This window comes from Allobosea sp. BH3 (genome assembly GCF_025499465.1).
Lineage (GTDB): Bacteria > Pseudomonadota > Alphaproteobacteria > Rhizobiales > Beijerinckiaceae > Allobosea.
In genome coordinates this window covers 444,284-457,449 of record NZ_JAIMCA010000003.1, presented here as the reverse complement: position 1 = coordinate 457,449, position 13,166 = coordinate 444,284, and the positions used below count along the sequence as shown (strand labels likewise).

Here is a 13,166-nt window from a genome sequence, read left to right as displayed (position 1 = left end):
GCATGCGCCTTCTATCGGCGCTGTATACGCCGAAGGCAGGTCATCGGTTCTGTCGAATTTTTTGGAGGCCTCGCCCGGAATCGAACCGGGGTGCAAGGATTTGCAGTCCTCTGCGTAACCACTCCGCCACGAGGCCTTCCGGCGAAAGCAGCGCCTTGGCCGCTTCAGCGAGAGCGCAATAACCACAAGCCGCGCGCGGCCGCAACCCGGCATCGCGCGTTCCACTGAAACGATGATAAAATGCTCCGCCGGCTCGCTAGGGGCTTGCGCGACCGAGATGTCGCGGCTATGACGCCGCCACTGTTCGTTCCCGGATAGCTCAGCGGTAGAGCAATCGACTGTTAATCGATTGGTCGCAGGTTCGAATCCTGCTCCGGGAGCCAGCGCCTCTTGCGGCGCTTTCCAGATCCCAGTCGAAATACTAGCGTTTCCTGGCTTTCCAGGTCGGAGCGAGTTCGGCGGTATCTTTTCGCTTTTGTTGGCGACCACAGTCGTCGTTGGTCCGGTTGCTGGTCGCTGCGACCAAGCAGAATCGGCGAGCCCCGTCTCGGCAAGCCGACCGAGATGCTCGAGAATGTCGGATTTGGTTTTGGCCGGCGGTTCGGATGCCGGCCGTGCGTCTCAGCCGGATTTCCTACAGTCGACAGCGCCCCACTTCCGAATCGAGGACGAGACGGACAACCAATGCCGTCTGAGGACGCAATGTTGCCATTGCGTCGGCTGTCGTTCAGAAGATCCCCGAAGCTTAGGCAACGGCGACGCAAGACGATCCTGCCATCTTGTCTAGACGTCTGGCTGGTGCTCCAAGAGCTCGTCGCGGGGGGATGCATGCGCAAGCTTTACGGAAGGGGAACGCTGGGGCTGGTTGTGGCGCTCGGGGTTTCCGGTTGCGGCTCCTTGCCGCCGCCTGTCGGAAGCACTTCGGTGGCGTGGGTAAAGGGGCCGGTCGAGCCCGCCAAGCTGCCGGCCGCACTCGAGGCTGCGCGAGCGCGCTATCCGAACCGCTCGATCACCGCGAAGGACCTCGTCCGCGTGGTCTGCTCCATGGACGACATATCCTGGTACGAAGGCAATGCGATTGCGCCGGATAGGGCGGGCCTTGCCCGTGGCGCCGTCGTCCGCGTCAAGGTGCTGACGCCGATCGTCGGCATCAACGACAGCCATCTCGACGAGATCGTCGGGGTTGTGGCGCCGCCGGGGCGGGTCGCCACGGAGTTGCCGAGAGCACGAAACGGCAAACTGATCGATTATCCTGCCGCGACACGGAAGAACTACGTTGGCTCGACGGGGTCCACGCTGGCGCTCTCTTGCTTCGCAGAGCTCTGAGAATGTGCAGAGGAGCCCGCTGGCATCAGAAAATGCTCTTCCCCGCGTCGTAAACGCTGCCGCGCCGTACCTCACAAGGTGCGCTTGCCTTTTGCGCTTGCGTCGAACAGAAAGCAGCGATGGACGGCGCAAGCCGCCGCAGCCGATTGCGCGGTCTTAGAGGCCGGCCGGCCGAGCGGGGACTGGCGCTGCGCACGGAGAGTTCTGCGCATGGACGATTTCACCGGGCTTCGCCGCAACATGGTCGATTGCCAGTTGCGCACCTATGACGTGACCGATCGGGCCGTGCTCGCGGCGGCGGACATCGTGCCGCGCGAGGCCTTCGTGCCGGGCAGCCTTTCGCACCTGGCCTATCTCGACCAGTCCATTGCCTTGCCAGGCACCGGGCGCGCGCTGATGACGCCGATGGTGATCGCGCGGATGATTCAGGTGCTGGATCTGCAGCCCGGCGAGGACGCGCTCGAATATGGCGGCGGCTCCGGCTATGGCGCGGCGCTGATGTCGCATATGGGCGCAAAAGTCACGCTTTGGGAGCCCGATGCCGCTGCGCGCAGCTTCGCCGAGACCGCTTTGAAGAGCGCCGGTGCGGCCTCGGTCGCGGTCGTCGCCGCTCAACCGCCGCACGAATCGTTCGATGTGATTCTGGTCAGCGGAGCCTGCGAGACGCAGCCGGAAACGCTTTTTCCGCTGCTGCGGGCCGATGGACGGCTGATCGTGGTGGAGGGCTCCGGGCGGTCCGCGCGGGTCAAGCTTTATCGGAAATCCACTGATATCGTCGCCGGGCGCCCGGTTTTCGATGCGGCCGCTCCGATACTGGCCGAATTTCGTCGCCCGGAATCGTTCGTTTTCTGAAGGGCGGTTCTTAAGGAAGGTGTCGCATTTTTGTGGCAGTTTCTCAGGGAAACGCTTCTGGCATCCGGCATGCGTTGGCGTCGGGCGCCATCACGGGTATGACTTTGAACCTTCTGCCGAGGCTGGGGCGATGCCTGGGCGCGTTTGTACTGCGCACGAGAGACGTCCGGTGAAAAGACATAAAGACAAGGCTTCCGGGTTCGGGCTCTCCGCCGTCATCGCTCTGGCGATAGCGGGAGGATGGGCCGCGCCCGGCAAAGCTCAGACAATGGATGCCGCGCTCGCGCGGGCCTATTCCGCCAATCCTACACTCAATGCCCAGCGGGCTTCCGTCCGCGCTACCGACGAGAACGTTCCCCAGGCGCTGTCGGGCTATCGGCCCCGCATCACCGCCTCCGCCGATATCGGCGCCAGCATCCTCGATACAAATCTGCCCGGAAGCGGCGCGACCACGAGCCGCCTGGCGCCTCGCGGCGCCGGCGTGCAGATCGACCAGAACATCTGGGATTCAGGCCGGACGCGCAGCGCGGTCAGCCAGTCCGAATCGCAGGTGCTCGGCGCCCGCGCCACACTGCGCAACACCGAGCAGAACGTGCTGCTCGACGCTGCCACGTCTTATATGAACGTGCTGCGCGACACGGCGATCCTTGAGCTCAACCGCAACAACGTCGAGGTGCTCGAAGAGCAGCTGCGCCAGACGCGCGACCGATTCCAGGTCGGCGAAGTGACGCGCACCGACGTGGCGCAGGCCGAAGCCCGTCGTTCCTCGGCCCAGTCGCAGGCGATCCTTGCGGAATCGAACCTCAAGACCTCGGTCGCTCGCTATCGGCAGAATGTCGGCGCCGAGCCGCGTTCGCTGGCGCCGGGCCGTCCGATCGAGAATCTGTTGCCGAAGTCGCTCCCCTTGGCGCTTCAGCATGGCCTCACCGGCCATCCGGCGATCATCGCCTCGCTCCACGGCGTCGATGCCGCCGAGCTGCAGGTAAAGGTCACCGAGGCGGATCTCTATCCTGTCGTCGGCGTCCGCGGCCTGGTCCAGCAGCGCTATGACAGCCAGCTCTTCGGCGATAACCGCATGTCGGCGAGTGTCGTCGGCACGCTGACCATCCCGATCTACGAGGGTGGGCAGGTCTACTCCCGCACACGACAGGCCAAGGAAACGGCGGGCCAACGCCGCATCGAGGTCGATACGCAGCGCGACACCGTCCGCGCCGCGATCATCTCCGCTTGGGGCGGTCTCGAGGCTGCCAAGGCGCAGATCACAGCGGCCCAGGCCCAGGTCCAGGCTGCCGAGACGGCGCTCGCCGGCGTGCGTGAGGAGGCCAAGGTCGGCCAGCGCACCACGCTCGACGTCCTCAATGCCCAGCAGGAACTGGTCAGCGCCCGTTCGAGCCTCGTGACCGCGCAGCGCGACCGCGTCGTCGCTTCCTATGCGGTGCTCTCGGCTGTCGGGAAACTCTCGGCCCAGACGCTGAAGCTCAAGGCTGCGGTCTACGACTCACGCCAGCACTACGATCAGGTCAAGGGCCTGTGGTGGGGCACCCAGACGCCTGACGGCCGCTGACGACGCGGCCTGAGCGGCCGTGAGCCGTTCGTGCGCGGCGGCTCAGGCCGCGCACAGGCACATTCGGGCAACATCTCCGATTTCTCTGTGGGATAGCGGCCTGTCGCCTTGTCTGGCCGACAGGTCGTGGAATACTCCCCAATCGGAGAGGCGTTGATTCTGTCGGCGCGCCCGGTGTTCAACAGTCAGGCTTTCATGAGCGCGCAAGCCAAGCCCACCGAGCCGTCAATGGAGGAAATTCTCGCCTCCATTCGTCGGATCATATCGGACGACGACGTAAAGCCGGCCGATGGCGAGGCTGCGGCTGCTACGGACGCCGAGGCTCCCGCTGAAGCGGCGGCGGCTCCTGCGCCAGAACCGGCGCCTGCGACCGCCACTGCGGCCGACGAAGATGTCCTGGACCTCGGCGCGGAGGCAGCTCTGGTCGCAGCGCCTGCCCCCGAGCCGGCCGTTGCTACGCCCGCGCCGTCTCCGATGGCGGAAGAGCCCGACGTCGCGTTCGTCGATCCGCCGCCGCCCGCACCGGCCCCCGAGCCGCCGCCCGCAGCCGTATTCGCTCCTCCGTCGCCTCCGCCTGCACCGCTGCCATCGATGGGGGCGGGGCCAGCCGTCGATATGGCGAGCCTCCTGTCGGATCAGGCGAGTTCCGTCGTCACCAACGCCTTTGGCCATCTCGCCAATACCGTGCTGAGTAACAATGCGCGCACGCTTGAGGACCTGGTCAAGGAGATGTTGAAGCCGATGCTGAAGGCATGGCTCGACGACAATCTGCCGACGATGGTCGAGCGCCTGGTCCGCACCGAGATCGAACGCGTGGCCCGCGGCGGCCGGAATTGATCCGCGCCGCCCAAAGGCAGGCCCGAATTTCTGTAAGTATCTGAACGTTTTATTCGCTCGTCTTGCCATATGATCTTCAAGCGAAGCGGTGCGCGCTTCGCTTGAAGACAATAGCAGGCTCAGCCGGGCCCGGTTGAGCGTACCCGCCGGCTGCGTCGGCGCTGCGCGCTCGCGGACCCGCGGCGCGGGCCCGGAGTGAGGCCGCGCCAGCCTTCGAAGGCACCAGCGTCACGAAGCCGCTTGAGCCCGTAGCCAGCCATGGCGAAGGCGGTCGCCGGCGCGCCGAGCCGGGTCACCAGCATCGTCAGGCCGACGGCGATCGGCCTCGGATAGCGGCCCGAGGCGGCTTCCACGGCGAACCAGGCGCCCAGCCCGTGGACGAGTAGTCTGATCATCATGTTCCACCTTTCTGGCGTTCAGAGCACGACCTTGCGGTTCTCTCCGAATTCGATTTTCGCCCCGGTGAGCGCGGCGGCGGCCATCTTGACGGTGGTGACGATCCGCCCCGGGCTGTCCCAGAACTCGGCCATGCCGGGCCGCACGCGCAGGACGCGGATGTTCGGATCGTTCTCATCGTCCCAGAAAGCCTTGTTGGTCGGGCTCCAGAGCTCGTGCACGCGCTTGCGGTCGTCCAGCACCGTGGCGGTGCCGGTGATCGAAAGGTAGCGCTGCCCGCCAGTGTCGGCGAAAGCGAGGCAGACGTTCTCGTTGACCTGGATCTCGTCGTCCTTGTGGTGACGGCGATCGGTGAGGAAGTAGATCGTATCCTCCTCCCGGATGCCATGCGCGTGCATCGGGCGGGCGCGCAGTTGGTCACCATCGCCGTCATGGGTCACGAGCATGGCGAACTTGATCGAGTCGACGAGGTCCCAGACACGGTCCTGATCATGGCGTTGGCTCATCACGGTCCTCCTGTTGTTGCCGATCCAACGGGCTGCCGGACAGCAGGTTCCCTCATCAGGCACCGTCAAGCATGAGCCGATTGCGGGTCCACCACGCAGCCGGTTAGGCTCGCGGTGCGGCGGAACAGCGGGCGGGCTCGCGCGTAGCGCGATGGCGCCGGCTGTTCGGCTTGCGAGGCGCGCTCAATCCGTCCTGCTTTCGACCCCTGGGAGACCCCGCCATGGCCAAGTCAGCATCCAAATCCGCGACCAAGACAGGATCGTCCAAGACAGCATCGTCGAAGAGTTCCGCTGCGACGAAGATCCCGAAGTCCAGCCGGATCGATCTGGCCTCGAACACCAAGGCCAAGGTGGTCGGCCTCCTCAACGAGCGCCTTGCGGACGGCATCGACCTGGCGCTGGCGACCAAGCAGGCGCACTGGAATCTGAAAGGGCCGGGCTTTATCGCCATCCACGAGATGCTGGACGGCTTCCGCAGCGAGCTGGATAACCACGTCGACACGATGGCCGAGCGCATCGCCCAGCTCGGCGGCATCGCGCTCGGGACGACGCAGGCGACGGCGGATTCGAGCTCGCTATCCGCCTATCCGACCGGGATCGTCTCCGTGCAGGATCATCTCAAGGCGCTGATCGAGCGCTATGCCGATGCCGGCAACAAGGTCCGCGAGGCGATCGACGCCTGCGACGAGGCCGGCGACGCGGGCAGCGCCGATATCCTGACGGGGTATTCGCGCGCGCTCGACAAGTCGCTCTGGTTCCTGCAGTCGAACCTTTGAGCCGGTCTGCCGGGCCAGAGAGTCCGCGCGCCTGCGGAAAACGTTGACGCGCGGGCTCCGCATGGGCTCTTAAGGGCCCAAGACCTTTTGGCCCGTGATGATTTCCGGCCGGGGCAGGTTCCCCGGCCTTTTGGCGTTCGAGCGAAGCGATGATGGACAAGACTTTCGAGCCGGCAGCCGTCGAGGCCCGGATCAGCCAGGCCTGGGACGAGGCGCAGGCCTTCAAGGCGGGCCGGGGCGCCGCGCCCGGCGCCGAACCCTATTGCATCGTGATCCCGCCGCCGAATGTGACCGGCTCGCTGCATATGGGCCACGCGCTCAACAACACGCTGCAGGATGTGCTCTGCCGCTTCGAGCGCATGCGCGGCAAGGACGTGCTCTGGCAGCCGGGCACCGACCATGCCGGCATCGCCACGCAGATGGTGGTCGAGCGCAAGCTCGCCGCCGAGAACCGCTCCGACCGCCGGACCATGGGCCGCGAGGCCTTCCTGTCGGAGGTCTGGAAGTGGAAGGAGGAATCGGGCGGCACAATCTTCAATCAGCTGCGGCGCCTCGGTGCGTCCTGCGACTGGTCGCGCGAGCGCTTCACCATGGACGAGGGTCTGAGCGCCGCCGTCCTCAAGGTCTTCGTCGGCCTGCACAAGCAGGGGCTGATCTATCGCGCCAAGCGGCTGGTGAACTGGGACCCGAAGTTCCAGACCGCGATTTCCGACCTCGAAGTGCTTCAGGTCGAGAAGAACGGCAGCTTCAAATGGGAGCGGGGAGGGGAGGAGCCCTTCGACGCCGCCAAGCTCGACAAGGTGCTGAGCCGCGATCCGAACGGCCATCTCTATTATTTCGACTATCCGCTCGAAGGCGTTGCGTATGACGCCAACGATCCCTCGACCTTCATCACCGTCGCCACGACGCGGCCGGAGACGATGCTGGGCGACAGCGGCATCGCGGTTCATCCCGACAACGAGAAGATCGGCTATCTGATCGGCCGCAATGCCGTGCTGCCGCTGGTCGGCCGTGTCATCCCGATCGTGCCGGACGATTATGCCGACCCGGAGAAGGGCACCGGCGCGGTGAAGATCACCCCGGCGCATGACTTCAACGACTTTGAAGTCGGCAAGCGTCACAAGCTCGATATCATCAACATCCTCGACGGCGAGGCGCGCATCACGCTCGCCGGCAACGAGGATTTCCTCGCCGGCGCCAAGCCGGAAGCCGAGACGCTGGCGCTCGACGGTCTCGACCGCTTCGCTGCCCGCCGCATCGTCGTCGAGCTGATGGCGGCGCGTGGCCTGCTCGCCAAGGTCGAGCCCAATGCCCATACGGTCCCGCATGGCGACCGCTCGGACGTCGTTATCGAGCCCTGGCTGACCGACCAGTGGTATGTCGACGTCAAGCCCCTGGCCGAGCGCTCGATCAAGGCCGTCCGCGACGGCCGCACGAAGTTCACGCCCGAGAACTGGACCAAGGTCTATTACGACTGGCTGGAGAACATCGAGCCCTGGTGCGTCTCGCGCCAGCTCTGGTGGGGGCACCAGATCCCGGCCTGGTACGGGCCGGACGGCGAGTGCTTCGTCGCCGAGTCGGAGACCGCAGCCCAGGCGCTTGCCGTCGGCCATTATGGCGGCCCGGTTGCGCTGACGCGCGACGAGGACGTGCTCGACACCTGGTTCTCCTCGGCGCTCTGGCCCTTCTCGACGCTGGGCTGGCCGGATGAGACGGACGAGCTCAAGCGCTACTACCCGACGGCGACGCTGGTCACGGCCTTCGACATCATCTTCTTCTGGGTCGCCCGGATGATGATGATGGGCCTCAACTTCATGGACGAGGTGCCGTTCAAGGACGTCTACATCCACGCCATCGTTCGCGACGAGAAGGGCGCGAAGATGTCGAAGTCGAAGGGCAACGTCATCGATCCGCTGACGCTCGTCGACAAATACGGGGCCGATGCGCTGCGCTTCACGCTGGCCGCCATGGCGGCGCAGGGCCGCGACATCAAGCTCGCCACCTCGCGCGTCGAGGGCTACCGCAACTTCGCGACCAAGATCTGGAACGCCGCACGCTTCGCCGAGCTGAACGGTTGCGCGCGGGCGGAAGGTTTCGACCCGGCTTCGGTGAAGCAGCCGCTCAATCGCTGGATCCTGAGCGAGGCGGCGCAGGCGGCCGAGGAGATCGCCGCGGGCATCCCGAGCTTCAAGTTCAACGAGGCAGCGGGCGCGGCCTATCGCTTCGTCTGGAACCAGTTCTGCGACTGGTATCTGGAGCTCGCCAAGCCGGTGCTGCAGGGGGAGGGCGTCGATGCAGCCGCCCGCGCCGAGACGCAGGCGACGGTCGCCTACGTCATCGACCTGATCTGCCAGCTGCTGCACCCGTTCATGCCGTTCCTCACCGAGGAACTCTGGGCCCAGAAGGCCGAGGCCGGCGCCCCGCGCAAGCTCGCGGCCGGCGACGACGCTCTGGTCTGCCTGACGCGCTGGCCGGAGCTGTCGGCGCTCAAGGATGCGGCGGCCGAGGCCGAGATCGGTTTCGTCGTGGATCTGATCTCGGACATCCGCTCGGTTCGCTCGGAGGTCAACGTGCCGGCCGGCACGCAGGCGCCGCTCGTCCTCGTCAACGCCTCGGCCGCGACGCGCGCCACCATCGAGAGCTGGCAGCCGATGATCGAGCGCCTCGCGCGCGTCTCCGAGATTGCCTTCGAGACCGCGGCGCCGGCACAGTCGGCGCAGATCATCGTCCGCGGCGAAGTCGCGGCACTGCCGCTCGCCGGGTTGATCGACCTCGATGCGGAGCGCTCGCGCCTCACCAAGGAACTGGCCAAGCTCGACCAGGACATCGCGGTCGTCGAGAAGAAGCTCGGCAACCCCGATTTCATGGCCCGCGCGCCGGAGGAGATCGTCGACGAGAACCGCGAGCGCAAGGCTGCGGCAGAAGCGCGCAAGCTCAAGATCGCCGAGGCGCTGACGCGGTTGTCCTGAGCGGTCCGAGGGCCGTCATTGCGAGCAAAGCGAAGCAATCCAGGGGACGTAGCGCGCTGCCGCCCTTGGATCGCTTCGTCGCGTAGCTCCTCGCAATGACGAGCGAGCCCGGGGGCAGACGCCGAGCGACGCATTCCGGCCACGGCGTTGTCGTCAAATTGACGCTGAGCGAAGAGAGGACTGGCGTTCTCTCGTCGACCTCTATTAGATGCGCCCGACGCAAATCCGCCATGCACCTGCGTGGCGGCGGAAGGACCGGCTGTTCAGGACCCATGCTCAAGCGAGCCTATGACTGGTGCGTGTCCTACGCATCCCATCCCGCGGCCCCTTGGCTGCTTTTCGCACTCACCTTCGTGGAAAGCTCGGTCAGCCCGCTGCCGCCGATTCCGCTGCTGCTGCCGATGTGCATCGCACGTCCGGACCGCGCCTGGTTCTATGCGGGGATCTGCTCGCTCGGGGCCGTGCTCGGTGGCTATCTCGGCTATGCCATCGGCGCGCTGCTCTACGACTCGCTCGGCTCCTGGCTGATCAGCCTCTACGGCCTTCAGGACAAGGCGGCGCACCTGATCTCGACCTCGCAGGACTACTGGTTCTGGGTGCTCGTGACCAAGGGCCTGACGCCGATTCCATTCAAGATCGTCACGATCATGTCCGGCTTCCTGCATTTCGACCTGTGGAAGTTCACGGTCGGCATGGTGGTCTCCCGCGCGACCTTCTTCCTGATGATCGCGGTGGCGCTGCGCTACTATGGCGACGACATCCGCATCTTCATCGAGAAGCACCTGCCGTTTGCGGCGTTGACGCTGCTAGTGATTGTAGTCGGCGGTTTCTTCGTCCTGCCGCTGGTGCTGTGAGCCACCGGCAGACGGCCTGAAGCTTCGATATTTGTGACATCGTCGCAACAGTCTCAGGGGAACGGTAACCACGGCTACTGTCGCTGCCGTCATCGCCGTGAAGCCGCCACAAACCAAGCTCAGCACAACGTCGCGTTAAGTCCCTGAGATATAGACAAAACGGGACACAACGCACCGGCATGGAAATGGTTCCACGCCGCAGCGGGGCTTTGGGGCGGAGCGTTGCTCCCGACATGGCCGGCATGGCACATCTTTGCCAGGCCGGGCTCGGGGGGACGAAGGCGACGTGACAATGGACGCGCGGGTATTCGACAAGTCGAGGCTGCCGAGCCGCCATGTGAGCGTGGGCCCGGCGAAGGCTCCGCATCGATCCTACTATTATGCGATGGGCATGACCGCGAAGCAGATCGCGCAGCCCTTCGTCGGCGTCGCTTCCTGCTGGAACGAGGCCGCCCCCTGCAACATCTCGCTGATGCGCCAGGCCCAGGCCGTGAAGAAGGGCGTCGCCTCGGCCAGCGGCACGCCGCGCGAATTCTGCACCATCACCGTGACCGACGGCATCGCCATGGGCCACCAGGGCATGAAGTCCTCGCTCGCCTCGCGCGAGGTCATCGCCGATTCGGTCGAGTTGACCATGCGCGGCCATTGCTATGACGGGCTGGTGGGCCTGGCCGGCTGCGACAAGTCTCTCCCCGGCATGATGATGGCGATGGTGCGCCTCAACGTGCCGTCGATCTTCATCTATGGCGGCTCGATCCTGCCCGGCACCTTCAAGGGCAAGCCCGTCACCGTCCAGGACGTGTTCGAGGCCGTCGGCAAGCATTCCGTCGGCGCGATGTCGGATGAGGACCTCAAGGAGCTCGAGGAGGCTGCCTGCCCGTCCTCCGGCTCCTGCGGCGCCCAGTTCACCGCCAACACCATGGCGACGGTCGCCGAGGCGATCGGCCTCGCTCTGCCCTATAGCTGCGGCGCGCCGGCGCCCTACGATGTGCGCGACACCTTCTGCTACACCGCCGGCGAGATGGTGATGGAGCTGATAGCGCGGAACCTCCGCCCGCGCGACATCGTCACCCGCAAGGCGCTGGAGAATGCGGCCATGGTCGTCGCCGCGACCGGCGGCTCGACGAACGGCGCGCTCCACCTGCCGGCGATCGCGCATGAATGCGGCATCGACTTCGATCTGTTCGCCGTCGCCGAGATCTTCAAGAAGACGCCCTATATCGCCGATCTGAAGCCGGGCGGGAAATACGTCGCCAAGGACATGTTCGAGGTCGGCGGCATCCCGCTGGTGATGAAGAGCCTGCTCGACGCGGGCTACCTCCATGGCGACTGCATGACCGTCACCGGCCGCACCATCGCCGAGAACATGGCCTCGGTGAAATGGAACGACCAGCAGGACGTCGTCTACCGCGCCGACAAGCCCATCACCGTGACCGGCGGGGTCGTCGGGCTGCAGGGTAATCTCGCGCCGGATGGTGCGATCGTGAAGATAGCCGGCATGCCCGAGGACCAGCTCGTCTTCACCGGCCCGGCACGCTGCTTCGACCGGGAAGAGGACGCCTTCGAGGCCGTCAAGAACCGGACCTACAAGGAAGGCGACGTCATCGTCATCCGCTATGAGGGGCCGAAGGGCGGCCCCGGCATGCGCGAGATGCTGTCGACCACCGCAGCCCTCTACGGCCAGGGCATGGGCGACAAGGTCGCGCTCATCACCGATGGCCGTTTTTCGGGCGCGACACGCGGCTTCTGCGTCGGCCATGTCGGCCCCGAAGCGGCTGTCGGCGGGCCGATCGGGCTCATCCGGGACGGCGACATCATCGAGCTCGACGCCATCACAGGAAAGCTCGCAGTCCGCCTTTCTGATGCCGAACTTCTAGCGCGTCGTGAGGCCTGGACGCCGAGAAAGACGGACTACAATTCGGGAGCGCTCTGGAAATACGCGCAAACGGTCGGCTCCGCGAAAGGCGGCGCCGTGACTCACCCAGGAGGGGCGGCCGAAACCCATTGCTATGCGGACATCTAGCTCAACCATAGCATGCCTGTTGCTGCTCGTCGGCCCCATGGCCGCGCAGGCGCAGGATTTCCCGGGCGGCCGGCCGTTGCTGCCGCCACGGGCGATTCCGGAGGCCACGCTGGCCGAGCCGGAGGATGAGCCCGCACGCGATTCCGGTGGCGCTGCCACGCGCGCGCCGGCCCCGAACACGCCGATGGCGCATTCCGCGCTTCCTCTCGTGCCCTTCAGCAGCGCCCGCGACGCGATCCGGGCCTGGATGCGCGATTCCTCCGCCGGCAACCAGCTCGGCGCAGTGCGGGCGCTCGAATACGCAGCCTCGCAGGGCCATCTCACCGCCCAGTACAAGCTCGGGAAAATGTATGCCGAGGGCGAGGGCGTTTCGGCCAACGATCTCAAGGCCTTCGAGTATTTCTCGAAGATCGCGGACGATAATGCCGATGCCATTCCGGGCACGGCGGACGGCCGCATCGTCGGCAGCGCCTTCGTCGCGCTCGGCAGCTATTTCTCGGACGGGATCAAGGGTTCCTATGTGAAGCCCAATCCCGACCGCGCCTTCGACATGTTCCACTACGCGGCGTCGTATTTCGGCGATCCGGACGGGCAGTACAACCTTGCGCGCCTCTACATGAAGGGGCAGGGCACCTCCCGCGATCCGCGCCAAGCGGCGCGCTGGATGAAGCTCGCGGCGGAGAAGGGCCATGCGCCCGCCCGCGCGGCCTTCGGCGAGATGCTGATCCGCGGTGGCGAAGGCGTGCCGCGGCAGCCGGTGCTCGGGCTGATGTGGCTTTCGCTCGCCCGCGAGGGCGCCGATCCGGCCCGCGAGGCTTGGATACTCGAGCGCTACGACGCCGCCTTCACGGCCGCCTCCACGGCAGACCGCACGGCGGCGCTGGCTCTGGTCGAGCGTCAGCAGGTCGCGGGCGCGCGGGCCGCTGGTGCACCGACCACACGCTGAGCGACGCCGACCTCGTCATGCTCGGGCTTGACCCGGGCATCGTGGGCCGACGGAGGCTCCAACGCTCTCCCGTCACAAGATTCTCGGGTCTGCGGTTCGCTCCGCCCGACAATGACG

At 65.9% G+C, this 13,166-nt stretch carries 11 protein-coding genes and 2 tRNA genes; 10 read left to right on the top strand and 3 right to left on the bottom strand.

The window, feature by feature from the left end; all coding sequences use genetic code 11:
• Positions 1–62: 62 nt before the first annotated feature.
• Positions 63–136: transfer RNA gene (locus BoBH3_RS10970), tRNA-Cys, on the bottom strand.
• A 172-nt stretch (positions 137–308) separates the two neighbouring features.
• Between BoBH3_RS10970 and BoBH3_RS10965 the strand changes: the two genes are divergently transcribed.
• The 5 genes from BoBH3_RS10965 to BoBH3_RS10945 all read left to right on the top strand — a co-directional run bounded on the left by BoBH3_RS10965 (position 309) and on the right by BoBH3_RS10945 (position 4,579).
• Positions 309–383: transfer RNA gene (locus BoBH3_RS10965), tRNA-Asn, on the top strand.
• A 541-nt stretch (positions 384–924) separates the two neighbouring features.
• Positions 925–1,326 carry a hypothetical protein gene (locus BoBH3_RS10960; protein ID WP_262330820.1) on the top strand — a complete coding sequence of 134 codons (402 nt, stop codon included), beginning with the start codon at positions 925–927 and terminating at the stop codon, positions 1,324–1,326.
• 210 nt (positions 1,327–1,536) lie between these two features.
• The gene (locus tag BoBH3_RS10955) at positions 1,537–2,178 is read left to right on the top strand and encodes a protein-L-isoaspartate O-methyltransferase family protein (RefSeq protein ID WP_262330819.1); all 642 of its coding nucleotides are present in this window, start codon (positions 1,537–1,539) and stop codon (positions 2,176–2,178) included.
• 169 nt (positions 2,179–2,347) lie between these two features.
• On the top strand, positions 2,348–3,742 hold the full coding sequence (locus BoBH3_RS10950; protein WP_262330818.1) for a TolC family outer membrane protein: 1,395 nt from the start codon (positions 2,348–2,350) through the stop codon (positions 3,740–3,742).
• Positions 3,743–3,937: 195 nt separating this feature from the next.
• Positions 3,938–4,579, top strand: coding sequence for a PopZ family protein (locus tag BoBH3_RS10945; protein ID WP_262331185.1), 642 nt, complete (start codon positions 3,938–3,940; stop codon positions 4,577–4,579).
• Between the two features lie 119 nt (positions 4,580–4,698).
• Here the strand turns inward: BoBH3_RS10945 and BoBH3_RS10940 are convergent, their stop codons facing one another.
• Both BoBH3_RS10940 and BoBH3_RS10935 read right to left on the bottom strand, forming a co-directional pair.
• Positions 4,699–4,977, bottom strand: coding sequence for a hypothetical protein (locus BoBH3_RS10940; protein ID WP_262330817.1), 279 nt, complete (start codon positions 4,975–4,977; stop codon positions 4,699–4,701).
• Between the two features lie 18 nt (positions 4,978–4,995).
• Positions 4,996–5,481, bottom strand: a complete 486-nt coding sequence (locus tag BoBH3_RS10935) for a pyridoxamine 5'-phosphate oxidase family protein (RefSeq protein WP_262330816.1) — start codon at positions 5,479–5,481, stop codon at positions 4,996–4,998.
• A gap of 221 nt (positions 5,482–5,702) precedes the next feature.
• Here BoBH3_RS10935 and dps point away from each other — a divergent pair, with 221 nt between their 5' ends.
• The 5 genes from dps (at position 5,703) to BoBH3_RS10910 (ending at position 13,049) form a co-directional block, all read left to right on the top strand.
• Entirely contained in the window at positions 5,703–6,257 is a 555-nt protein-coding gene (gene dps, locus BoBH3_RS10930) for a DNA starvation/stationary phase protection protein Dps (protein ID WP_262330815.1), read from the top strand.
• 149 nt (positions 6,258–6,406) lie between these two features.
• Positions 6,407–9,226, top strand: coding sequence for a valine--tRNA ligase (locus BoBH3_RS10925; RefSeq protein WP_262330814.1), 2,820 nt, complete (start codon positions 6,407–6,409; stop codon positions 9,224–9,226).
• 272 nt (positions 9,227–9,498) lie between these two features.
• A complete protein-coding gene (locus BoBH3_RS10920) occupies positions 9,499–10,080 on the top strand; it encodes a YqaA family protein (RefSeq protein ID WP_262330813.1) in 582 nt (193 codons plus the stop codon).
• 292 nt (positions 10,081–10,372) lie between these two features.
• Complete coding sequence (gene ilvD / locus BoBH3_RS10915) at positions 10,373–12,103, top strand: dihydroxy-acid dehydratase (RefSeq protein WP_262330812.1); 1,731 nt, start codon at positions 10,373–10,375, stop codon at positions 12,101–12,103.
• Positions 12,104–12,122: 19 nt separating this feature from the next.
• Entirely contained in the window at positions 12,123–13,049 is a 927-nt protein-coding gene (locus BoBH3_RS10910; RefSeq protein ID WP_410050582.1) for a tetratricopeptide repeat protein, read from the top strand.
• Positions 13,050–13,166: the final 117 nt, after the last annotated feature.

Bases quoted from the DNA above. Each gene is read 5' to 3' on its own strand.
- BoBH3_RS10920 (WP_262330813.1), top strand. From the start codon at position 9,499: ATGCTCAAGCGAGCCTATGACTGGTGCGTGTCCTACGCATCCCATCCC.
- BoBH3_RS10935 (WP_262330816.1), bottom strand. From the start codon at position 5,481: ATGAGCCAACGCCATGATCAGGACCGTGTCTGGGACCTCGTCGACTCG.
- ilvD (WP_262330812.1), top strand. From the start codon at position 10,373: ATGGACGCGCGGGTATTCGACAAGTCGAGGCTGCCGAGCCGCCATGTG.
- BoBH3_RS10925 (WP_262330814.1), top strand. From the start codon at position 6,407: ATGATGGACAAGACTTTCGAGCCGGCAGCCGTCGAGGCCCGGATCAGC.
- BoBH3_RS10940 (WP_262330817.1), bottom strand. From the start codon at position 4,977: ATGATGATCAGACTACTCGTCCACGGGCTGGGCGCCTGGTTCGCCGTG.
- BoBH3_RS10955 (WP_262330819.1), top strand. From the start codon at position 1,537: ATGGACGATTTCACCGGGCTTCGCCGCAACATGGTCGATTGCCAGTTG.
- dps (WP_262330815.1), top strand. From the start codon at position 5,703: ATGGCCAAGTCAGCATCCAAATCCGCGACCAAGACAGGATCGTCCAAG.
- BoBH3_RS10945 (WP_262331185.1), top strand. From the start codon at position 3,938: ATGAGCGCGCAAGCCAAGCCCACCGAGCCGTCAATGGAGGAAATTCTC.